At 71.1% G+C, this 21,766-nt stretch carries 20 protein-coding genes and 2 tRNA genes; 11 read left to right on the plus strand and 11 right to left on the minus strand.

Going from position 1 to position 21,766, the window contains the following annotated elements:
- Nucleotides 1-3 precede the first annotated feature (3 nt).
- Nucleotides 4-1,473, plus strand: coding sequence for a PKD domain-containing protein (locus ACVDFE_RS39175; protein WP_458433953.1), 1,470 nt, complete (start codon nucleotides 4-6; stop codon nucleotides 1,471-1,473).
- A gap of 157 nt (nucleotides 1,474-1,630) precedes the next feature.
- Nucleotides 1,631-1,807, plus strand: a complete 177-nt coding sequence (locus ACVDFE_RS39180; RefSeq protein ID WP_458433954.1) for a hypothetical protein — start codon at nucleotides 1,631-1,633, stop codon at nucleotides 1,805-1,807.
- Nucleotides 1,808-1,921: 114 nt separating this feature from the next.
- Here the strand turns inward: ACVDFE_RS39180 and ACVDFE_RS39185 are convergent, their stop codons facing one another.
- Nucleotides 1,922-3,676 carry a hypothetical protein gene (locus tag ACVDFE_RS39185; protein ID WP_458433955.1) on the minus strand — a complete coding sequence of 585 codons (1,755 nt, stop codon included), beginning with the start codon at nucleotides 3,674-3,676 and terminating at the stop codon, nucleotides 1,922-1,924.
- A 211-nt stretch (nucleotides 3,677-3,887) separates the two neighbouring features.
- Nucleotides 3,888-3,961, minus strand: a tRNA-Pro gene (locus ACVDFE_RS39190).
- Nucleotides 3,962-4,023: 62 nt separating this feature from the next.
- Here ACVDFE_RS39190 and ACVDFE_RS39195 point away from each other — a divergent pair.
- The 3 genes from ACVDFE_RS39195 (at nucleotide 4,024) to ACVDFE_RS39205 (ending at nucleotide 5,172) form a co-directional block, all read left to right on the plus strand.
- Nucleotides 4,024-4,094, plus strand: a tRNA-Gly gene (locus tag ACVDFE_RS39195).
- 197 nt (nucleotides 4,095-4,291) lie between these two features.
- Nucleotides 4,292-4,630, plus strand: a complete 339-nt coding sequence (locus ACVDFE_RS39200; RefSeq protein WP_458433956.1) for a VOC family protein — start codon at nucleotides 4,292-4,294, stop codon at nucleotides 4,628-4,630.
- A 206-nt stretch (nucleotides 4,631-4,836) separates the two neighbouring features.
- Nucleotides 4,837-5,172, plus strand: a complete 336-nt coding sequence (locus ACVDFE_RS39205; protein ID WP_458433957.1) for a histidine triad nucleotide-binding protein — start codon at nucleotides 4,837-4,839, stop codon at nucleotides 5,170-5,172.
- On the opposite strand, the gene ACVDFE_RS39210 is transcribed toward ACVDFE_RS39205, so the two are convergent.
- Together ACVDFE_RS39210 and ACVDFE_RS39215 are read right to left on the minus strand one after the other, a co-directional pair.
- Nucleotides 5,153-5,761, minus strand: a complete 609-nt coding sequence (locus ACVDFE_RS39210) for an MBL fold metallo-hydrolase (protein WP_458433958.1) — start codon at nucleotides 5,759-5,761, stop codon at nucleotides 5,153-5,155. The genes ACVDFE_RS39205 and ACVDFE_RS39210 overlap by 20 nt on opposite strands.
- Nucleotides 5,758-6,438 carry a 2-phosphosulfolactate phosphatase gene (locus tag ACVDFE_RS39215; RefSeq protein WP_458433959.1) on the minus strand — a complete coding sequence of 227 codons (681 nt, stop codon included), beginning with the start codon at nucleotides 6,436-6,438 and terminating at the stop codon, nucleotides 5,758-5,760. Before ACVDFE_RS39215 ends, ACVDFE_RS39210 begins: the two co-directional genes overlap by 4 nt.
- Before the next feature lie 27 nt (nucleotides 6,439-6,465).
- Here ACVDFE_RS39215 and ACVDFE_RS39220 point away from each other — a divergent pair, with 27 nt between their 5' ends.
- Nucleotides 6,466-6,924 (plus strand): ribose-5-phosphate isomerase, encoded by a 459-nt coding sequence (locus tag ACVDFE_RS39220; RefSeq protein ID WP_360399556.1) that lies wholly within the window; start codon nucleotides 6,466-6,468, stop codon nucleotides 6,922-6,924.
- A gap of 3 nt (nucleotides 6,925-6,927) precedes the next feature.
- Entirely contained in the window at nucleotides 6,928-7,728 is an 801-nt protein-coding gene (locus ACVDFE_RS39225) for an Fpg/Nei family DNA glycosylase (protein WP_458433960.1), read from the plus strand.
- Nucleotides 7,729-7,795: 67 nt separating this feature from the next.
- Here ACVDFE_RS39225 and ACVDFE_RS39230 read toward each other — a convergent pair whose 3' ends face one another.
- From ACVDFE_RS39230 to ACVDFE_RS39245, 4 genes are all read right to left on the minus strand, one after another.
- Nucleotides 7,796-8,539 carry a hypothetical protein gene (locus ACVDFE_RS39230; RefSeq protein WP_458433961.1) on the minus strand — a complete coding sequence of 248 codons (744 nt, stop codon included), beginning with the start codon at nucleotides 8,537-8,539 and terminating at the stop codon, nucleotides 7,796-7,798.
- Between the two features lie 56 nt (nucleotides 8,540-8,595).
- Nucleotides 8,596-9,810 (minus strand): GNAT family N-acetyltransferase, encoded by a 1,215-nt coding sequence (locus ACVDFE_RS39235; protein ID WP_360399565.1) that lies wholly within the window; start codon nucleotides 9,808-9,810, stop codon nucleotides 8,596-8,598.
- A 41-nt stretch (nucleotides 9,811-9,851) separates the two neighbouring features.
- Entirely contained in the window at nucleotides 9,852-11,204 is a 1,353-nt protein-coding gene (locus ACVDFE_RS39240; protein ID WP_458433962.1) for an aldehyde dehydrogenase family protein, read from the minus strand.
- A 224-nt stretch (nucleotides 11,205-11,428) separates the two neighbouring features.
- Entirely contained in the window at nucleotides 11,429-12,037 is a 609-nt protein-coding gene (locus tag ACVDFE_RS39245; RefSeq protein WP_360399571.1) for a mycothiol-dependent nitroreductase Rv2466c family protein, read from the minus strand.
- Nucleotides 12,038-12,200: 163 nt separating this feature from the next.
- Here ACVDFE_RS39245 and pepN point away from each other — a divergent pair, with 163 nt between their 5' ends.
- Together pepN and ACVDFE_RS39255 are read left to right on the plus strand one after the other, a co-directional pair.
- Nucleotides 12,201-14,762: an aminopeptidase N gene (gene pepN, locus ACVDFE_RS39250; RefSeq protein ID WP_360399574.1), complete on the plus strand. Its 2,562-nt coding sequence runs from the start codon at nucleotides 12,201-12,203 to the stop codon at nucleotides 14,760-14,762.
- An 86-nt stretch (nucleotides 14,763-14,848) separates the two neighbouring features.
- Nucleotides 14,849-16,933 (plus strand): GNAT family N-acetyltransferase, encoded by a 2,085-nt coding sequence (locus ACVDFE_RS39255; protein WP_458433963.1) that lies wholly within the window; start codon nucleotides 14,849-14,851, stop codon nucleotides 16,931-16,933.
- Between the two features lie 51 nt (nucleotides 16,934-16,984).
- Here the strand turns inward: ACVDFE_RS39255 and ACVDFE_RS39260 are convergent, their stop codons facing one another.
- Both ACVDFE_RS39260 and ctaJ read right to left on the minus strand, forming a co-directional pair.
- On the minus strand, nucleotides 16,985-17,464 hold the full coding sequence (locus ACVDFE_RS39260; protein ID WP_458433965.1) for a DUF5130 family protein: 480 nt from the start codon (nucleotides 17,462-17,464) through the stop codon (nucleotides 16,985-16,987).
- The gene (gene ctaJ / locus ACVDFE_RS39265; RefSeq protein WP_360399583.1) at nucleotides 17,451-17,696 is read right to left on the minus strand and encodes an aa3-type cytochrome oxidase subunit CtaJ; all 246 of its coding nucleotides are present in this window, start codon (nucleotides 17,694-17,696) and stop codon (nucleotides 17,451-17,453) included. The genes ACVDFE_RS39260 and ctaJ overlap by 14 nt, the downstream gene beginning before the upstream one ends.
- 697 nt (nucleotides 17,697-18,393) lie before the next feature.
- On the opposite strand from ctaJ, the gene ACVDFE_RS39270 reads away from it, so the two are divergent.
- A complete protein-coding gene (locus tag ACVDFE_RS39270; protein ID WP_458434467.1) occupies nucleotides 18,394-18,801 on the plus strand; it encodes a DUF2345 domain-containing protein in 408 nt (135 codons plus the stop codon).
- Between the two features lie 19 nt (nucleotides 18,802-18,820).
- On the opposite strand, the gene ACVDFE_RS39275 is transcribed toward ACVDFE_RS39270, so the two are convergent.
- On the minus strand, nucleotides 18,821-19,489 hold the full coding sequence (locus tag ACVDFE_RS39275) for an HNH endonuclease (protein WP_458433966.1): 669 nt from the start codon (nucleotides 19,487-19,489) through the stop codon (nucleotides 18,821-18,823).
- Nucleotides 19,490-19,640: 151 nt separating this feature from the next.
- Between ACVDFE_RS39275 and ACVDFE_RS39280 the strand changes: the two genes are divergently transcribed.
- A complete protein-coding gene (locus ACVDFE_RS39280) occupies nucleotides 19,641-21,737 on the plus strand; it encodes a prolyl oligopeptidase family serine peptidase (RefSeq protein WP_360401922.1) in 2,097 nt (698 codons plus the stop codon).
- Nucleotides 21,738-21,766 lie beyond the last annotated feature (29 nt).

Consider the following 21,766-nt stretch of genomic DNA (forward strand, 5'->3'; position numbering starts at 1 on the left):
ATCATGAGACTGTCCATCAGAACGCGTGCGCTGGCCTTCGGTGCCGCGGCCCTGCTCGCCCTGTCCGTACCGGGTGTCGCGCACGCCGCACCGGGCAACGACGACTTCGACACCGCTCTTGACGTCACCGCACTGCCGTTCACGGCCACCGTCGACACCACCGGTGCCACCAAGGCCGCCGACGACCCGAACGCCTGCAACTACTGGGGTACGGGGTCGGTGTGGCTGCGCTACACCGCACCCGCCGACGGCTTCGTCCGGCTGGCCACGCACAGCGAGCGGTACGGGCCGTTCTACGGCGTCTTCACCGGCGAGCGCGGCGCGCTGACGCCGGTCGAGGGCGCCTGCACCGCGAACGGTCCGAGGGACGACACGTTCGCGGTCAAAGCGGGCACGACCTACCACGTGATGGTGGTCGAGTACTACTCCGGCGGCGGCCCGGTCCTGATCGACTTCCGCGGCGTTCCCGGCCTGTCGAACGACAACCGCGCGAACGCCGCGGCGGTCGCGGTGCCGAGCAGGCACGACGTCGACCTGCGGCGCACGACGGCGGAGCCGGGCGAGCTGTCCGCGAGCTGCGACCCGGCGGCGACGCAGTCCGTCTGGTACCGCTACGCCCCGACCAGCAGCAGGTTCGTCCAGGTCCTCGCCAGCGAGGGCGCCGTCAGCGTGTACCGCGCCGCCGACCTGTCCGAAGTGGACTGCGTGTCCACGGACGACAACGAGCGCAACGGCATGCGGTCGGTCTTCTCGGCCGAGGCCGGCGAGTCCTACCTGGTCCGGGTGGCGGAGACGCCCGCGGACGCGGAGCCGGCGTTCGTGGAGTTCAGCACCGCTGCGCCGCTGCGGCCGTGGCTGTCGCCGTACCCCAACAACCCGACCATCTACACCGACGTCGAGTTCGTGCCGTCCGCGGGTGAGCAGCGGCCGTTGGTCAGCGGCACCGTCTACTTCGGCGACGGCGGGTCGGCGCCGATCGTGCCCGGTGAGCGGATCAGGCACCGGTACGCGAAGGACGGTGACTACTCGGTCTCCGTGACCGCGACGACGTCCGACGGCCGCACCGGCAGCAGCGTGCCGGAGAAGCTGACGGTCGAGACGCACGACCTGGCGATCACCGCCCTGTCCGTGCCGGAGGCGGCACGGGCCGGCCAGACCAAGACGATCAAGGCGTACGTGGCGAACCCCCACCACGACGGGAACGTCAAGGTCACGCTCTACAAGGTCAGCGCGAACGGCGCCCAAGGCCAGGAGATCGGCTACACCCTGCAGCGCGTGGCCGCTTCACCGACCGCCCGCACCGAGTTCGTGTTCGCGTACACCTACTCCGCCGCCGACGCCGCGGCGGGCCAGGTGACGTTCCGGGCGGTGGCCTCGTCCCCCGACTGGTACCAGGACGCGAGGCCCGCGGACAACCAGGCGCAGGCCACGACCACGACCGTGCGTCCCGGTACGACCGCGCGCGTGAGCTAGCACGCCTCAGGCGCCCGGGTGGAACCCTTCCACCCGGGCGCTTTCGGCTGAGTAAGGGGTCTCGCGGCGCAGCCTTGGGTGATCGTTCGATGTGAGGGGCCATCCCTCAGGGGCAACCTCGGTCTCGTCAACGAAGCGAACTGAGGAGCTGGTTCAGGTGGAGTGGACGCCCGAGGCGATCAAGGCCGAGATGGACTACCGGCAGGCGGCGCTGCGCGAGGACGCCCGCCGCGTCCAGGAGTACTACCGCAGCGGTGGCCGGCCGCGGTCGTGGTGGCACCGCATGACGCACCGCCACGAGCCTGAGGTGCCCAACGGGCGCCAGGCCGCCTGATGCGTGAAACGGGTCGTGGGTGGTTCCTCTCGTCCAGGAACCACCCACGACCCGTGTCGGTCGTCAGACCTTCGGCAGCCGGGCCTTGACCTTGTCGCCGTTGGCCTCGACCCCTCAGCCCTCGCCCCGCGTCCACCACTTCTCGTCAGGGCCGGAGATGTCCTCGACGCTGAGCCTGCGCACGGAGTTCGCCCGCCGCAGTCGCGCGGTGAGCTGGTCCTTGCGCTGGGCGAGGCGGCGGTAGACCTCCAGCGCGGGCGTCTCGTCCCGGCCCTGCCGGCGTTCCCGCGTGCGCCAGTTGCCGAGGAACTCGAGCGCCAGGTCGGCGAGCGCCTGCCCGGCGTGCGCGGTCAGCACGTCGCCGGGCGCGGCGAACGTGCCGGCGTGGAAGGCGAGGTTCCGCGTGGCGTAGAGCCATTCCAGCAAGGCCGCGGCCGTGTCCTCCTGCTCCTGCAACCAGTCCGCGAGGGCGTTCGAGTCCGCGAGCCGCGACCGCCACAGCTCCACGAGGTCTGGCACCAGCCCGCCCTCGCTCTCCGCGAGCGCGGTGACGGCGTCCTGCGCGGCCTTCAGCCGCTCGTTCGGCCGGGGGTGCCGGACGAGCACCTCCAGCCACGCGTCGACGGACCTCAGGTGGTGCTTCACCCCGGTCGTCGGCACGTGCGCGTCGAGCGGTGCCCTCAGCTCGCGGTCGTGGTGGGTGACGACGACGTGCAGGCTGACCAGGTGCTGCCGCAACACCTGCAGCGCGCACGCCTTGGCCAGCCAGCCGATCCGGCTCGGGTCCAGCCCGGTCGCCTCCAGCGCGCTCCACGCGAGCCCCGCGGCCGCCATCGGCGCGTCGACCTGCCGTGCCAGGTTCGCGACCCGCATCGCCGACCGCAGCTCACCCGGCCAGTACGGGGTGAGCGGGTAGGCGTTGCCGACCGTGCGCTGGTGCTCCCCGCCGCGGGTCACCCGCCCGGTCGGCCCGCTGACCTGCCACACCGGCGCGATGTCGAGCTCCGTCAGCCGCTCCCCCGCCGCGTACTGGTCGAGCGCCTCGCTCAGCACCCGCCTGCCGAGCACCGCCGCGGTGTGCGCGTCCGCGGCCGTGACCGGCAGCCGGACCAGCGCCGACGAGCCGGTGACCACGTCCTTGAGGAAGTCGTCCCTCGGCAACCTGCTGCGGTGCAACGGTTCCTGCCGCGCCCCCGGCAGCAGCTCGTCGAGGTGCCGCAGCACCCTGGCCCCGCGCACGACCAGCGCCACCACGTGCCTGCGCGGCAGCGGCCACAGCACCTGCGCCAGGTCGTCCGGTTTCTTGAGGAACCGCAACAGGTCGGTGCGCAGGTGCCGCCCGTCCCGCCCGTGGTCGGCCGTGACGACCGCGACCTCGGCGATCATCCTGGCCCGCAACGGCAGCTCGACACCGTTCCACAGTGGAGCGAGCCACCGCTCGACCGCGGCCCTGAGCGCCTCGGGGTCGAGCTTCGCGGCAGCCGCGGCCGTGACGGCGGGGGCGAGCTTCTGCCCGTCGGCGGCGATGGCGGCGTCCACGTCGAGCAACGTCCGCCGTGCCTCGGCAAGCTCCGCGGCGCCGCCGTGCGCGTAGGCGGGCGCGGCGGCGTCCACCACCGTGACGGAGGTGCTGATGATGCGGCGCAGCAGGTTCCACCGCGGGTGGTCCTCGGCGGCGTGGCTGGCAAGGGCGGTCTGCGCGCGTTGGACGGCCAGGAACGCACTGCCCAGCCCGGCGACGTGCTCGCCGAGGTGCGCATCGGGGTCGAGCGCGCGCAGCACGCCCTGCAGCAACGCCCGCTGGCACCGGCTGAGCCCGGCGTCGTCGAAGGCCTGCCGCAGCCGGGCGTCGAGGTACTGGTAGCGCACGGACCGGACAGTAGTGACGTGGAGAAACGCTTTTCGCGGTCGTCGACCATCGGCGCCTCCGCCGACACCGCCCACGTGGAACACCTGCTGGCCGACCGGGCGGACGCGACGTACGTGGCGCGGGTGCTGGCGACGTGGGCCAGCCGCTACCTGCGGGGGTGGAGAAGGCGAAAACCCGCAGCGGCGAGCGCTGCGGGTTTTCGGCAACCGATCGGGGCGACAGGATTTGAACCTGCGACCCCCCGCTCCCAAAGCGGGTGCGCTACCAAACTGCGCCACGCCCCGGTTGCACCAAGCTTACCGCCACCCGCTAAAGTATCGATCGCAGCCCCGACAACGGGCGGCAAGCGGGCGTAGCTCAATGGTAGAGCCCTAGTCTTCCAAACTAGCTACGCGGGTTCGATTCCCGTCGCCCGCTCGACACGAAGGGCCGAGTGCACCCGCACTCGGCCCTTTTTCGTGATGCGGCTCACATCGAGGCGGCCCCGACCTGTGTGCGGCGGCGCTCACCGCCACGCCCCCGTCCGGCCTGGCCTCAGGCCCCGAAAACAACGATCTTCGCCATGGCCGCGGAGGTAGGCTGCGCGACTGGGCACGAGAGGACCTGGTGGAGACGTGAGGCTGGAACAGATCGTCATCGACAGCAACGACCCGGCGATGCTCGTGCGGTTCTGGGCGGAGCTGCTCGGCGGTGAGCCCGTCGAGCGGGCGCTCGGGTGGGCGCACGTGGAGCCGCCGGGCGGGGTGCGGATGTCGTTCCAGCCGGTGCCCGAGCGCAAGGACGTGAAGAACCGGCTGCACCTCGACTTCCAGGTCGACGACATCGAGGCCGCCGTCGTGCGGGCGGTCAACCTGGGCGGCACGCGCGAGGGCGTGGTGCACACCGACGAGCAGGGCAGCTTTCAGGTGATGCGCGACCCCGAGGGCAACGAGTTCTGCTTCGTGCGCGACTAGCGCAGGTTCGTCCAAAGGCGATCACGAGTGGAAGGCCCGCCAGAGCGCCTCACCGAAGCGGACGGCGAGCACGACGAGCAGCACGCCGATCGCGAAGCTGATGAGGCACCGCACCACGAGCAGGAGCTTGGCGCCCTTCACCCCGACATGATTGACCGTCGCGCGCCAGGAACAACAGGGTCCAACGGGACCAATACCATCGCGGGGTGACCGACTGCCTGTTCTGCCGCATCGTCGCGGGTGAGATCCCGGCGACCGTCGTGGCCGAGACCGACACCACGTTCGCGTTCCGCGACATCGACCCCAAGGCCCCGACGCACGTCCTGGTGATCCCCAAGGAGCACCACCGGGCCGTCGGCGACCTCGACCCGCTGCTCGCCGGGCAGGTCCTCGCGACCGCGCACCAGGTGGCGAAGGCCGAGGGCGTCGACGGGTCCGGCTACCGGCTCGTGTTCAACACCGGGCGCGACGGCGGCCAGACCGTGTTCCACGTGCACTGCCACGTGCTCGGCGGGCGCGGCCTCAGCTGGCCGCCGGGATAGCCATCGCGCGCACGAACGCCGCGTCGACCGGGTTGCCGTGGCCGGGCACGACGATGCGCGGGCCGAGCGCCAGCACCCGGTCGAGGACGTGCCGCCAGTTCGCCGGCGTCGCGTCCGGACCGGCCTGCGCGGGAGCGCCCTCCTCGACCAGGTCGCCCGCGAAGACCACGCCGGCGTCCGGCATGTGCACGACCACGTCGTGCGAGGTGTGCGCGGGACCGAAGTGGTGCAGGTCGACCCGGCGGCCCCCGACGTCGAGCGTGGTGCTGTCGCCGAACGTGTGCGTCGGCGCGACGAGTCTGCCCGTGAACGGCTCGTCGTAGTACCGGGCGCGGCTCTCCAGCAGGCTCTCGTCGACCACGCAGTCCTCGTGCGCCCACACCTCGCACGGCAGGAACGCCTCCGTCGCGAGCACGTGGTCGAAGTGGTTGTGCGTCAGCACGATCCGCGACGGGCTCAGCCGCTCGGCCAGGCCCTCGTCCATGCCGGAGTCCACCAGCAGCGAATCACCCGATCCAGTGATCAGGCCGAGGGTGAGGTCCAGCTCGGCGTGCCGGAGCACGAACACGCCGTCCGCGATCTCGATCACCGGAAGACCCCTTCCACCAGCTGCGGCACGACCCGGCTGACCCCGAGGGCGACCGCCAGCTCGACGTCGGCGGCGTGCCCGTTCCCGGTCAGCTCCCGCCCCGACCCGCACTCCCGCACGGCCCGCACGACGTCGGTGTGCGTGAACGCCGTGATCGCGAGCTCCGCCTCGGGCGACGCCTGACCCGCGGGCAGCCGGCTCGCGAGCGCCGCCAGCACCGCGCCGGCGCCCAGGTGGTCCTCGACGCACGGCCGCAACGGGCCGAACTCGCGCGGTCCGGTGCCCAGGACGTCGAGGCCCCACCGCTCGCCACCGGGCACCACGCCGACGACCTCGCCCAGCTGCGCGGCGCGTTCCGCGACGGCCTCGGCGTTGCGCAGGCAGGCCGCCAGCACGTGCGCACCGGTCGCCGCCGCGAGCGAGCTGAGGTTCGACCCGTTCGGCGACGGCAGCTCCACCAGCCCGGTCGCCCCGGCCAGTGACGCCGGTCGCGGCGTCCGCCCGGACTCCGGTCCCCAGCGCGACGGCCGGACCTGTCCCCCGTTGCCGACGACCAGGTCCACCGACGTCGTGAACGACAGCACGTCGACCACCACGAGCACGTCGCAGCCCTTGAGCGCGTCGATCCCCTCTGGTCCCCACTCCAGCCGCAGCCGGTACCCCTCCTGGCTGAACATGGGCACCAGCGTGTCAGACTCCGTGACGTGCGCGTTTATCTGGCAGCAGACCACGCTGGCTTCGAGCTGAAGTCCCACCTGTCCACGGCTCTCAAGGAGCAGGGTTACGAGGTCGTCGACGTCGGCGCCCACGAGTACGACGCCCTGGACGACTACCCGTCGTTCTGCGTCGACGCCGCCGAGCGGGTCGTGAACGACCCCGGCAGCCTCGGCGTGGTGATCGGCGGCTCCGGCAACGGCGAGCAGATCGCCGCGAACAAGGTGAAGGGTGCCCGCGCCGCGCTGGCGTGGAACGTCGACACCGCGCAGCTGGCCCGCCAGCACAACGACGCCCTGCTGGTCGGCATCGGCGCCCGCCAGCACACCGCGGAGGAGGCGACCGCGATCGTCGTGGCGTTCCTCGAGACGCCGTTCTCCGGCGACGCCCGCCACCAGCGGCGCATCGACCAGGTCAGCGCCTACGAGAACTCCGGCAAGACCGGCTGACCGATGCCAGAGGGCCACACCCTGCACCGCCTCGCGCGGCTGCACCAGCGCCGGTACGCGGGTGCCCCGGTGGCCGTCTCCAGTCCACAGGGCCGCTTCTCGGCGTCCCTTGTGGACGGACGGACGCTCGTGCGCGCCGAGGCGCACGGCAAGCACCTGTTCCACGTGTACGGCCCGGACGCGGTGGTGCACGTGCACCTCGGTCTCTACGGCACGTTCACCGAGCACACCCCGCCCGTGCTGCTACCGGTCGGCCAGGTGCGGATGCGCATGGTCGGCGCGACCCACTGGACCGACCTGCGCGGCCCGACGGCGTGCGAGGTGCTGAACGCCGACGAGGTCAAGGCCATCCGGGCTCGTCTGGGCCCCGACCCGCTGCGCCGTGACGCGCGGCCGGACCTGGCCCACGAGCGGGTCAGCCGCTCCCGCCAGTCGCTGGCCGTGCTGCTGATGGACCAGAAGGTCATCGCGGGCGTCGGCAACGTCTACCGCGCCGAGGTGCTGTTCCGGCACAACGTCAACCCGATGACGCCGGGTACCGAGGTCAGCCGCGAGCTGTGGGACGACCTGTGGAACGACCTGGTCGTGCTGATGAAGGACGGCGTGAAGGTCGGGCGGATCGACACCGTGCGCCGCGAGCACATGCCGCGGGCGATGAAGCGCCCGCCGCGCGTGGACCGGCACGGCGGTGAGGTGTACGTGTACCGGCGGGCCGGTGAGCCGTGCCTGGTGTGCGGCACCGAGGTGCTGACGAAGGAGCTGGCGGCGCGGAACCTGTTCTGGTGCCCCGTCTGCCAGGCCTGACACCCGACAACGACGGAGGCCGCCCCCGCGCGTGTGCGGGGGCGGCCTCGTGTCGTTCACGGCCCGGCTAGAAGTCGAACCCGCCGCCCATGTCGCCGAAGTCGAAGCCACCGGAGTCGCCCATGTCGCCGCCACCGAAGTCGCCGCCCATGTCGTTCATGCCCGCGTCGGCGCCCATGCCCAGGTCGGCCGCGCCGTAGTCGCCGATGCCGTGCATGCCGGAGAACATGGCGTCCATCAGCAGGAACGTGCCGACGCCCCAGGCACCCGCCACGAGCGCGGGCTTCCACCACGGCTCGGAGTACCAGCCGCGGGGCACCGGGCGGCCGGCGACCATGCCGCCGGGGTAGTAGTACGGCGTGCCCGCGCCCGACTGCGGCGAGGCGGCGTAGTCGTGGCCCTCGACGGTGACCCGGCGGTCCTCGCTGACGGCACCGGCCTGCTTCTGGCCCGCGATCTCGGGCAGCGCGGGACCGGGGTCCATGCCCATGGCCTCACGCGCGGCGCGGACGTAGTGCAGGCCCTCCATCGCGGTCTGGGTGACCAGGCGGGCCTGCGGGATCGTGCGGGCCTGCTCCATCTGGGAACCGGCGGCGGTGAAGCGCTCGGAGGCGTCGGCCAGCGCCTGGGTGGAGGCGGTGTTGCTGCCGGTGAGGCTCATCACCTGACCACCCAGCCGCTCGACCCAGCGGCGTGCCTCGGCCTTGGCGTCGTCGAGCTCCCGCGCCTTGCGCGCGTTGCTCTGGCTGACCAGGTAGAACACGCCGGCGACCAGCAGCACCAGCACAACGACCCACACGATCGTGCCCACGGTTTACCTCCCACGGCAGACAAACCGTCAACGAGCAAAAGCGGGCCAGAGTTCCGTTAGAACACCTCGGGGCAGTGCGGTTCGTGTGTGTTGAGGAACGCCAACGTCAGCGCGTCGACATGCCCTGGCGTGTGCTCGACCACGCGATGTGCTCGTGCGAGCACGGAAAGCCGCACGCCGCCGAGGTAGGCGCTGCCGAGCGCGGCGATGTCGAGCGACACGTCCGCGGGGTCCTCGGTGCGGGTGACGACCGCCTCACCGCCCTTCACCGTGAGGCGCCAGCGGCCCGAGTTCCACGGGCACAACGCGTCCTCGACGGCCAGCACGCTGTCCACATCGGACAGGTAGCGGCGCAGCGGCAGAGCGCGGTCCACGTCGACGATCCGCAGCCACAGCGCGTCCCCGAGTTCCTGGCGCACCTTCCGCGGGTCAGCGACCATGTGCAAGATCGGTTCATCGGTGGCGGTGTAGAAGGAGATCCGAGCGGCCAGGTCGACGTCGAGCAGGAACCGGTAGAGGTCCGCGTACGCCTGCTCGGTCTCGCACGCGAGCTCGCGCACGTGCAGCTCGTTGCGCGGCCCGCTGTTGTCCCACTCGTGCTTCACGCGGAACACCACGTACCCCTGCGGGTGCAGGCAGTAGCGGTAGGACGAGAGGCCGTTGCGGTCGGACTCGTCGTCGGACAGGTGCACGTCCCACGACCTCTCGACCCGGCTCAGCCAGCCGGTCCTGGTGCGGCGCACGCGGTCGTGGACCTCGCGCATGAACGGCAGCGCCTCGTCGCGCGTGACCTGCCGGATGCGCGCGTCGCCGACCCGCACGCCGGGGTGGAACGGCATGCGCGTCGGCATCGTCATCATCGACCGGCTCGACGCGTGCTCGCCGTAGCCGAACCGCCGGTAGATCCCGCCCTCCGACGCCCAGAGGATCGCGATCGAGTCGCCCGCTTCGTGCATCTGGTGCAGCTGGGTCTTCATCAGCAGCGATGCCACGCCACGGCGCCTGTGGCCGGGTTTGACGCCCACGACGGTCACGGCGCCGACCGGTGCGAGCGCGCCGCCGGGGACCGTCAGCTCGCGGCTGAGAATCCCGCCGGTGCCGATCATCTCGTCACCGTCGAACACCGCGTGGGTGCGGTCGAGCTCCAGCACCTTGGTCCAGCGGTGCTCGCTGTCGCGCGGTTCGTCGAGGAACGCCCAGGCGAACACCCGCCGGAAGTCGTCGAGGTCAGAGCGGTCGATGGTCCTGATGCTCAGCGTCGAGTCGGCCATGGCGGCAGTGATACGCCGCCACGGCCGGTTCCGCAGCTCATTTACCGCTGGATCGACTTGATCTCGCAGAACTCGTCGAGGCCGAACCTGCCGAACTCGCGCCCGTTGCCCGACTGCCGGTACCCGCCGAAGGGCGCGCTCGTGTTGAACGCACCGCCGTTGATGTCGACCTGCCCGGTGCGCAACCGCTTGGCCACGGCGAGCGCGCGGTCGGTGTCCGCGGAGAACACGGCACCCCCGAGCCCGTAGATGGTGGAGTTCGCGATGCGCACCGCGTCGTCCTCGTCCGCGTACGGCATGACCGACAGCACCGGCCCGAAGATCTCCTCCTGGGCGATGGTCATCTCCGGCGTGACCCCGCCGAACACCGTCGGCGCCACGTAGAACCCCTTCGGCAACGGCGCGTCCGGCCCACCGACCGCCAGCTGCGCGCCCTCCTCGACACCCTTGCGGATGTAGCCGACCACCCGGTCCCGCTGGGCGGCGGACACGGCAGGCCCGATCCGCGTCGCCGGCTCCGCCGGGTCACCCGGCACGTACTTGGCCGCCGCGGCGACCGCCAACCGCACCGCCTCGTCGTGCCGGTCGGCGGGCACCAGCAACCGCGTCCACGCGCTGCACGCCTGGCCGTTGTTCATGAACGAGTTCCCGACGGCGATCTTCACGGCCCGCCCGAGGTCGGCGTCGTCGAGCACCACGCAGGCCGACTTGCCGCCCAGCTCCAGCGCGACCCGCTTGACCGTCTCGGCGGCCACCGCCGACACCCGCCGTCCCGCCCGCGTGGACCCGGTGAACGACACCATGTCGACGTCCGGGTGCGCCGCGAGCGCCTCCCCGGCCACCGGCCCGGTGCCGTGCACGAGGCCGAAGACCCCGCTGGGCGTGGCGCTCGTGACGATCTCCGCCAGCAGGTCTGCGGTCCGCGGTGCCAGCTCGCTCGGCTTGAGCACCACGGTGTTGCCCGCGGCCAGCGCCGGCACGACCTTCGCCACCATCTGCTGCAACGGGAAGTTCCACGGCGTGATGGCCGCGACCACCCCGACCGGCTCGCGCAGCACCAGCGAGTTGCCGATCTCCTCCGGCTCGAAGTACCCGCGCTCCAGCACGTCCGCGACACCCTCCGCGATCCCGATCGGGTTCGCGACCTGCACCTTCCGGCTGAACGCCAGCGGCGTGCCCATCTCCCGGGTCATGGTGGCCGCGAGCTCGTCGGCCCGCTCTCGCAGCCCGTCGACGATCGCCCGCACCACCTTCACCCGCTCGGGCACCGCCGTCAGCGACCACGCCGGAAAGGCGGCGACGGCAGCGGCCACGGCCGCGTCGACGTCGGCCGGCGTGCCTTCGGCGAGCGTGCCGACGACTTCCTCGGTGGCGGGGTTGACGACCTCGATCACGAGAGCCCTCCAGACGGATGTGACAGGTTTGGCGCGGACGACGTCCAGACTGTCACATCGGGTGGGCGGTGGTCATCGGCCATGCGCACGCCCGCTCCGGTGAAACGGCGGTGGCGCCACACCGGGTCGTGAAAGACCTCGGCGCGGCGCCACGTCCGCCGACACCCCGGCAGAAAAGTCGCCCCGAAAATTCGCCGCGCGTCGACGAAGCCGCGGCACGGACCTCAGCTGAAGTCCAAGTCACCCGTTCGAGTGCGCTTCAGCTCGAAGAAGTGCGGGTAGCCGGCGAGCAGCCGGGCGCCGTCGAAGATCCGGCCGGCCTCCTCGCCGCGCGGGATCTTCGTGAGCACCGGGCCGAAGAAGGCGACGCCGTCGATGTGGATGGTCGGCGTGCCGACGTCCATCCCGACGGGGTCCATGCCGCGGTGGTGCGAGGCCCGCAGCTCCTCGTCGTACTCGGTCGAGTGCGCGGCCTCTGCCAGCTCTGCGGGCAGCTCGGCGTCGGCGAGTGCCAGCTTGACGACGTCGTCGAAGTCCTGGTTGCCCTCGTTGTGGATGCGGGTGCCCATGGCGGCGTAGAGCCGGGGCAGCACCTCGTTGCCGAACTTCTGCTCGGCCGCGATGGCCACGCGGACGGGACCCCAGCCCTTGGTCATGAGCTCCCTGTACTGCTCGGGCAGGTCGCGGCCCTCGTTCAGCACGGCCAGGCTCATCACGTGGAAGCTGAGGTCGATGTCGCGGACCTGCTCCACTTCGAGGATCCACCTGGAGGTGATCCACGCGAACGGACAAAGCGGGTCGAAGTAGAAATCGACCTTGGCCTTCTCAGCCATGGGTGCCCCTTCAGTCACGGTAGGTGGGGTTGTCCCCCCAACAGCCCAACCAGATCACCCCGTCATCTCTTCCCGCACGCCGGTTCCGTGATTGGATGCGGGAGTCATAACCATTCCCGACGACGTCAGCGCGTAACCACACGCGTGGCAGACGAGGTGAACAGTGGCCGCGCCCAACCTCACCCGCGACCAGGCCCAGGAACGTTCTGGGCTGCTGGAAGTGGAGTCCTACCGGATCGAGCTGGACCTGACCGACGGCGGCGGAAAGCCGGGTTCGGACACGTTCCGCTCCACCACCACCGTGGTGTTCCGCAGCCGGACTCCGGGTGCTTCCTCGTGGATCGACATCGTGGCGGCGACCGTGCACCGGGCCGTGCTGAACGGCGAGGAGATCGACGTCTCCGACTACCGCGAGGAGGACGGCGTCCGGCTGTCGGACCTCGCGGAGACGAACGAGCTGACGATCGAGGCCGACTGCCGGTACATGAACACCGGCGAGGGCCTGCACCGGTTCGTCGACCCGGTCGACGGCGGCGTGTACCTGTACTCGCAGTTCGAGACCGCCGACGCCAAGCGCATGTTCGCGTGCTTCGACCAGCCGGACCTGAAGTCGGTGTTCTCGCTGAAGGTCACCGCGCCGCACGACTGGAAGGTGATCTCCAACGGCGAGATCACCGGCACCGAGGACGGCGAGGGCGGCGCGGACGTGCACACGTTCGCCACGACCAAGCCGATGTCGACGTACATCGTCGCGCTCGTCGCCGGTCCGTACGCGGAATGGCGCGACGAGTTCGTGGACGGCGACTTCCGCATCCCGCTCGGCATCTACTGCCGCGCCTCGCTCGCCCCGCACATGGACCACGAGCGGCTGTTCACCGAGACCAAGCAGGGTTTCGGGTTCTTCCACCAGGCGTTCGGCGTGAAGTACCCGTTCGGCAAGTACGACCAGTGCTTCGTGCCGGAGTTCAACGCGGGCGCGATGGAGAACGCGGGCTGCGTCACTTTCCTGGAGGACTACGTCTTCCGCAGCCGGGTCACCCGCTACCTCTACGAGCGCCGGTCCGAGACCGTGCTGCACGAGATGGCGCACATGTGGTTCGGCGACCTGGTGACCATGCGCTGGTGGGACGACCTGTGGCTGAACGAGTCGTTCGCCACCTGGGCGTCGGTGCTCGCGCAGGCGGAGGCCACCGAGTACCGCCAGGCGTGGACGACGTTCGCGAAGATCGAGAAGTCGTGGGCGTACCGGCAAGACCAGCTGCCGAGCACGCACCCGGTCGCCGCGGACATCCCGGACGTGCAGGCGGTCGAGGTCAACTTCGACGGCATCACCTACGCCAAGGGCGCTTCCGTGCTGAAGCAGCTCGTCGCGTACGTCGGCCTGGAGAACTTCCTGGCGGGCCTGCGGGTCTACTTCGCCAAGCACGCCTGGGGCAACGCGACGCTCGCGGACCTGCTGGGCGCGCTGGAGGAGGCGTCCGGCCGCGACCTGTCGTGGTGGAGCGCGCAGTGGCTGGAGACCACCGGCCTGAACCTGTTGCGCCCCAAGTTCACCGTCGACGCGGACGGCAAGTTCACCGAGTTCGCCGTGCTGCAGGGCGGCGCACGTCCGGGTGCGGGCGAGTTCCGCACGCACCGCATCGCCATCGGCGTGTACGACGACGACGGCAGCGGCAAGCTGGTCCGCACGCACCGCCACGAGCTGGACGTCACCGGCGACCGCACCGAGGTCCCCGAGCTGGTCGGCGTGCACCGCGGCAAGATCGTGCTGGTCAACGACGACGACCTCACGTACTGCACGATGCGCCTGGACCCCGACTCGCTGGCCGGGCTGATCGACCACATCTCCGACATCGCGGAGCCGCTGCCCCGCACGCTGTGCTGGTCGGCCGCGTGGGAGATGACCCGCGAGGCCGAGCTGAAGGCCCGCGACTTCGTGAACCTGGTGCTCGGCGGTCTGCACGCCGAGTCGGAGGTCGGTGTCGTGCAGCGGCTCCTGCTGCAGGCCCAGACCTCGCTGTCGTCCTACGCGGACGACTCGTGGCGCGCGGAGGGCTGGCGCCGGTTCGTCACGAAGACCCTGGAACTGGCGCGGGCCGCGGAGCCGGGTTCGGACCACCAGCTGGCGTTCGTGAACGCGCTCGCCTCCTCGGTGCTGGACGAGTCCACTCTGGACGTGCTGCGCGGCTGGTACGACGGTTCCGCGGGCTTGGAAGGCCTTGAGGTCGACACCGACCTGCGCTGGCGCCTGCTGCAGGCCCTCGTCGCGCACGGCAGGGCGGACCTGCCGGAGATCGCCGCGGAGGAGGAGCGCGACCCCACCTCCACCGGTCACCGCCGCGCCCAGTCCACCCGCGCCCTGCGCCCGACGGCCGAGGCCAAGGACGAGGCGTGGGACCGGGCGGTCAACGACGACGACCTGCCCAACGCGGTCAGCGAGGCCATCATCGCCGGCATCTCGCACCCCTCGCAGAAGGAGCTGCTCGCGCCGTACGTCGAGCGCTACTTCGCCGACGTGAAGGGCGTGTGGGACCGCCGTTCCTCGGAACGCGCGCAGTCGATGGTGGTCGGCATGTTCCCGGCGTGGTCGATCGCGAAGTCCACTGTGGAGGCCGCTGACGCGTGGCTGGCCGACGAGCACCCGCCGGCCCTGCGCCGCCTGGTGTCCGAAGGCCGTGCGGGCATCGTGCGCGCCCTTGCGGCACAGGAGTTCGACCGCTCCTGACCGGTCCTGGAAGCCCCGCAACGCGTTCGCGCGGTGCGGGGCTTCCGCGTATCGTCGGCCGGCTGTTCACGGGCTGGAGGGATCATGTGGGAAGTGGTGCGGCGGTACGAGGTGGGCGACGACGAGCTGCACGAGGTGCTGACCGGGCCGAGGACGTCGAGGGGCTGTTCGCGGAAGCCCTCCCGCTCGAACGCCGTGAGCTCGTCCTGCGCGGTGAGCTGGACGTGGCGGCGCTGTCCGGTGGCTTCACGATCGAGGTGCTCGACGGACGGCAGTGGCTATGGTTCTGGGACGTGCTCGACCCGGTCGTGCGGGAGGAGGCCGACCACGTCGTCGTCACCGCTTCCGTCGCGCTGCAGGAGGAAGACCGTCCGCAGGCGCTGCACCGGCCGGCACAGCCGCGGTACCGGGTCTTCCAGGGGCACCGGCTCGTGGGCTGGTGCGAGGTCGAGGGGCTGCCGGACAGGTGGGAGGGCTGGTCGTGGCCGCCGGTCACGGTGCTCGGCTGCGACACGCCGGATCTCCCGTGTGACCGCTACGATCTGTGGACCGGTGTGCGCGCGTTGGACGTCACCGGGCGCGTGATGGGCGAAGTCCGGCTCGACCTCGACGTCACGGAGGTGCGTCCCCGCGCGGACGGGCGGTTCGACGTGGTGCTCGACCAGTCGGGCTCGCACCCCGTGCCGAGGTGGCGGGAACGGCCGTCGCCCGCCGCGGCAGCGGTGTGGGACCTCTGGCGGCGGGGCCGGCCACGGCACCGCGGGCTGTGGGCGGAGCTGGGCACCGAGGAACGCCGGTCGTGGCTCGACCTCACGTTCGTCGACTGGGAGAGCACGGCGGAGCTGGGCGCGGGGACGTTCCACCTCGACGGCGGGCACGTCACCGACGAACCCGGGCTGTACCTGGCGCTGAGCGAGGCGTTCGCGGGGCCCGGCCAGTACTTCGGCCGGCACTTCGACTCCTTCCTGGCCTGTCTGGCAGACGCCCGCGCGGCCGGGTCGACGCTCGGGTGGCGCGACGCCCGCACTGCCCTGGAGTCGGTCGGTGAGCTGTTCTTCGAGGTCGTGGAGCTGTTGCGCGCCAACGGGGTGGTGGTCGAGCTGGACTGCGCCTCCACCGAGCTGGACCGCAGGTCCGCCTTGGACGAGCTGGCCGGCCGCCTGGCCGAGGCGGGCGAGCACGTGCTCACCGACAACCGCCGCTGGAAGCTCGACCTGGTGGCGGCCGACGCCGCCGTGTCGACGCGGGGTGAGCGGATCGCGGTGGTGACGCACTCGCCGGCCGAGGTCGCGAAGACCCTGCTGCGCAACGGGTTGGAGCTGCAGCCGCAGCGGACGGTCCTGCGGAGCGGGACCGGGCTGGTCGTGGCCGGGGACGACCACCGCGAGCACGGCTGGGAACGGGTCGCGGACCTCGTCGTCGCCAGGAACGACGCGGGGCGCGACGAGGTGGATCGGCGCAACCGCCTCACCGATTCGGCGCAGAGCCGGCACGAAGCGATCACCGCAAGGGGGAACGTGAACCACATCGGCACGCTCGTCGAACGCTGGCACCGCGGCTGGACCGCCGCCGACGGGCTCACGTCCGAGGTTCGCGACGGGCACCTCGTCGTGCACGTCGACCGGCCGCACCGGAAGTACGAGTGGCTCGCCACCGACGAGGCCGAGGTCGCGGAGCTGGCCGCGCTCGTGGCCGCGACGCGGGAACCGAACTGGCTCAGCGTGCCCACCTCCGACCCGGCGCAGGTGGTCGGCGAGCTGGAACGGGCCGGGCTGGTCGTCGCGCGGCCGGACGAGACGTTCATGCGGCGTGCGCTCGCCGGTCACCCGCTGCCCGCGCCGCCGGCCGGGTACGCGGTGGAGGTGACGCGCGAGCCCGTGCTGCGGGTGCGGGTGCTCGCCGGCGGTGAGCTCGCGGCGAGCGGGCTGATGGCCGTGGTCGGCACGGACGCGGTGGCGCACCGGATCGAGACCGCGGCCGAGCACCGGCGGCGCGGGCTGGGCAGCGTCGTCATGGGCACGCTGGTGCACGAGGCGCTCGCGGACGGCGCGGACACCGGGTTGCTGTTCTCCTCGGCCGACGGCGTGCACCTCTACCGCCGGCTCGGCTGGGAGCGGATCTCCGACCTGGTGGTGGCGCAGAACCAGGTCGCCGCGCGGCTGAGCCCCTGACACGGCGACAGCCCCCGGCCGGAGGTGGCCGGGGGCTGTCGCGAGGTCGGGTCAGGAACGCGGTGCGTTGCCCGCCTGGTCGGTCAGCATGCGCAGACCGGACACCAGGCCGCCGGCGAGGTCGCCCTCCTTGAAGGACGCGACCATGCTCATCACCGCGAGCTTGGCGCCGCGGTCGGCGAGGCGGCGGTGCGACTCCTCGCCGGTCACGACCTCGACGACGCGCTCGCCCGGCGAGACGGCCACGAGGACGTGGTGCGAGGGGCGCTCGGTCGAGGCGTGCAGCTCCTCGGCGCGCTGGCGGGACGAGCTGCCCAGCTCGCCGAGGTACACGCTGAAGTCGAGCCCGGTCGCGCGGCTGGACAGCGTGAGGGCCTCGTCCAGCTGCGCGAGCTGGGTGGGCGAGAACGGCAGCTCGGGGGTGTGCGGCTCGTACATCTTGGCGGCGGAGACGCGACCGCTGTTCGTCACGACCGCACCGAGCGGCAGCGACGACGGGTCGACGGCCGCGATGGCCTTACCAGTTGCCACGAGCGCCTCCCTTGGCAGTCGAACCCGCCGCGGCGGACTCGGCGGAACCGCGGTGGTCCGCGCTCAGCCCGGCCGGGTTCGCACTCCACCACACCGGGGCGTAGCCCCACTCCTGGCCGGGCCGGTACCGGGGGATCCGGGTGGCCTTTGGCCTCACCGTCAGCAGCGTGATCACGCCGTAGATAGCCAGCGGGATCAGCGCGAAGACGAGAACGGTCTCCACGATGGTCACGGGCGGTACCGTAGCCGAACTCGGTCGCGCACGAGTGGCCGGGCCACCGCGCGGCGAGCCGCGAGGGCTAGCAGAGCCGGGAGCACCGCGCACCGGACGAGCCCGTGAACCACCCGGTTCGCCCTTGAGGAAGACCTGGTTGGAGTAGAGCACTGCTGTTGTTGCGACGACAACCAGCAGTGACGACGTTGTCAGGTCCCAAACGAGTTGCACCCCTCGGCGAGCATTCCGGTCACCCCCACATCCCACGAACGCCTCACCGGACGACCGCGTCCCGTCCTCTCGCGCGTCCACATGCGGGACGACCAGCGGTACGACCGCGCCGGCGCGATCACCGTCACCGGCGTGGTGACCGGATTCGGACCGTTCGGGCCTGCTCAAAACCACCCGCGAGTGCTGTTCCTGTGACACAGCACCGGAAAACGTCCCGGTTTTTCCGCCTGAGCACTCCATTTGCACTATGACGCACATCACTTCAGGCCGAATTTCACGTCACGGAGCGTGTGCGTACCGACCAGTAGAGCCAATGAGCACTCTCGTGCGGCGCAGCGGTTACACCCGGTCAGTCCTCACCCGGTCGGCGGCGAACGGGTGCCGGTTTGGGGTCTTGTTCCCGGAACACCCACCTCCTAGCTTTTCACCTATACGGGTCTTGCGCACCCGCCCCGAGCGTCCTGGAGGACACGAAATGTCAACGATGACCCGCCCCCAGGCCCTGTCTGTCACTCTTCCGAGCTACAAGGACGATTCCGTGCGTATCACCGCAAGTGACTCCGTTCGCATCACGGCGAACGACTCCGTTCGGATCACCGCGGCCGATTCCGTGCGCATCACGGCCGGGGACTCGGTGCGCATCACGATGACCGACTCCGTGCGCATCACGGCGAGCGATTCGGTCAGGATCACGGCCACGGACGACTCGGTCCGGATCACTGCCACGGACGACTCGGTCCGGATCACGGCCACGGACGACTCGGTCCGGATCACGGCCACGGACGACTCGGTCCGCATCACCGCGTCCGACGACTCCGTCCGCATCACGGCGTGCGACGACGACTCGGTCCGCATCACGGCCCGTCGCAACGAGCTCACCCTCGCGGCCTGAACCACCAGGGGGCGGCAGCTCAGGCCGCGGGTTCACCCAGGTACTGCAACCACTGCGGGTCAGCCTCGGCGACACCCGCGAGCAGTCTCCAGTGCGGACCACGGGGCGCGGCCGGCACGACGCGCAACCGCCAGCCCAGTTCGGACAGCAGCTTGTCCGCCTTGCGGTGGTTGCACTTCGCGCAGCACGCGACGCAGTTCGTCCAGGTGTGAGGTCCGCCACGCGAACGCGGCACGACGTGGTCGATCGTCTCCGCCCGTCCGCCGCAGTAGGCGCAGCGGTAGCGGTCGCGGTGCATGAGCCCGGCACGGGTCATCGGCACGCGGCCGCGGTAAGGCACGCGAACGTAGGTGCTCAGCCGGATGACCGAGGGCACGAGCACCTCGGACTTCGACGAGTGCAGCACGAGCCCGGAGGCGTCACCGTGCACGACCTCGGCTTTCCCGCACACCACCAGGACCACCGCCCGGCGCAGCGACAGCGCCGTGAGCGGCTCGAACGTGGCGTTGAGCAGCAGGACCTTGCGTCTGCCCCAGGGGAACACCGCCGGCGTCGGACCGGAACCTCCCCCGTCGCGGCCCCCGTCGGGCACTGCCCGCAGCTCGGGCTGATTTCGGCATGGGGGGACCGTCGGCGCCGTCTCGCCTGGTGGCGAGGCGCCGATAGGGGTCGGTTGTCGGTCTGGCACGCGACCACCTCCACCGGTTCAGCCCTAGGAGACCACACTTACCAGGAAAAAATCACGTGTGATAAGTGACGCGTCACGGATGTGTGATCGAACCCGGGGTGAACCAGCGCCCTATCGGGGATCGTTTTCAACAGCCGCTACCCTTGCCAAGGTGACAGAAGCCCCTTCCACACCACTGCCTGCGACGATCACGTACCCGATCGCCGAGCGGCTGAACCTCGTCGAGCAGCTCCACGGGCGAGAGGTCGCCGACCCCTACCGCTGGCTCGAGGACACCGCGGACCCCCGCACCGAGGCGTGGTCGCAGGCGCAGGACGGGCTGGCCCGCTCCTGGCTGGACGCGATGCCCGGCCGTGACCGCCTGGGCGAGCGCCTGAGGGAGCTGATGCGCACGGGTTCGGTGTCCACGCCGACCTGGCGCGCCGGCCGCGCGTTCTTCACCCGCCGCGGCCCCGAGCAGGACCACCCGGTCGTCGTCGTGCGCGAGACCGACGGCACCGAGCGCGTGCTGTTGGACGTGAGCGTGCTCGACCCGTCCGGCAGGACCACCCTGGACCGCTGGTCCCCGAGCCTCGAAGGCACGCGCCTGGCCTACCAGGTGTCGGTCGGCGGCAACGAGCACTCGCTGCTGCACGTGCTCGACGTGGACACCGGTGAGCTGGTCGAGGGACCGATCGACCGGTGCCGCTACTCCTCCGTCGGCTGGCTGCCCGGCGGCGAGGAGTTCTACTACGTCCGCCAGCTCGACCCGGCGCTGCTGCCCGAGGACGAGAAGCTCTTCCACCGCCGCGTGTGGCGCCACCGGGTCGGCACCGACCCGGAGACCGACCTCAACGTGCACGGCGACGGCCTGGAGCACACGTTCTACTACTCGCTCACCGTCTCGCAGGACGGCCGCTGGCTGGTCGTGAGCGGTGCGCCCAGCACGTTGAAGCACGACTCGGTGTGGATCGCCGACCTGCACGGCGACGCGGTGCTGAACCCGGTGCTCCTGTCCGACGCCGGCGCGCAGTGCTCGGCGTTCGTCGCCCGTGACGGACGGCTCTACCTGCACACCAACCTCGGCGCGCCCCGGCAGCGGCTGTGCGTGGCCGACCCGGCGAACCCGGCTGAGTGGACCGAGCTGATCAGCGAGGAGCCGGACTCGGTGCTCGACGGCGTGCGCTGGCTGAACGGCGACCTGGTCGTCCTGCGCACCCGGCACGCGGTGTCCGAGCTGCACCTGCACAACGCCGAGACCGGCGCGCACCTGCAGGTCGTCCCCATGCCCGGCACCGGCTCCGTGCACGGTCTGTCCGTCGTGGACGCCCTGACCGGCCACGACGAGGACGCGCTGTGGTTCGGGTGGACGGACTTCGTCACGCCCGCCTCGGTGTTCCGCTACTCCGCCGCCACCGGCCAGACGGTGCTGCACGAGGCCGCTCCCGGTCGCGTCGAGCTGCCCGCGGTGACGACGCAGCAGGTCGCGTACACGTCCAAGGACGGCACGACGGTGCGGATGTTCGTCGTCAGCGGCGAGCAGAAGCCCGACCTGCCCCGCCCGGCGCTGCTGACCGGCTACGGCGGCTTCGCGATCGGCCGCGGCCCCGGCTACAGCGCCACCACCCTCGCGTGGGTCGAGGCCGGCGGCGTGTGGGTGCACGTGTCGTTGCGCGGCGGCGACGAGGAGGGCGAGGAGTGGCACGTCGACGGCATGCGGCAGAACAAGCAGAACGTCTTCGACGACTTCCACGCCGCGGCCGAGCACCTCGTGCGCACCGGGTGGACCACCCCGCAGCAGCTGTCGGTCATGGGCGGCAGCAACGGCGGTCTGCTCGTGGGCGCCGCGCTGACCCAGCGGCCCGACCTGTACGCGGCCGTGGTGTGCTCAGCACCACTGCTCGACATGGTGCGCTACGAGAAGTTCCTGCTCGGGCGGCTGTGGGCGGACGAGTACGGCAGCGCGAGCGTGTCCGAGGAACTGGGCTGGCTGCTCTCCTACTCGCCTTATCACCAAGTGGTAACGGACGTTGAGTACCCTTCCGTCTTGTTCACGGTGTTCGAGTCGGATTCTCGTGTGGACCCCAACCACGCCAGGAAGATGTGCGCGGCACTGCAGCACGCTTCGTCCAGCGATCCGACCAAGCACCCGGTGCTGATCCGCCGCGAGACCGAGGTCGGTCACGCGGGCCGGTCGGTCAGCCGGACGGTGGCTCTCGCCGTGGACCAGCTGACGTTTCTCGCGAATGCCACGGGCATGGAGTTGTAGGAGGGCACGACCACGTGTTGGCGACGAAT

This window comes from Lentzea chajnantorensis (assembly GCF_054300775.1).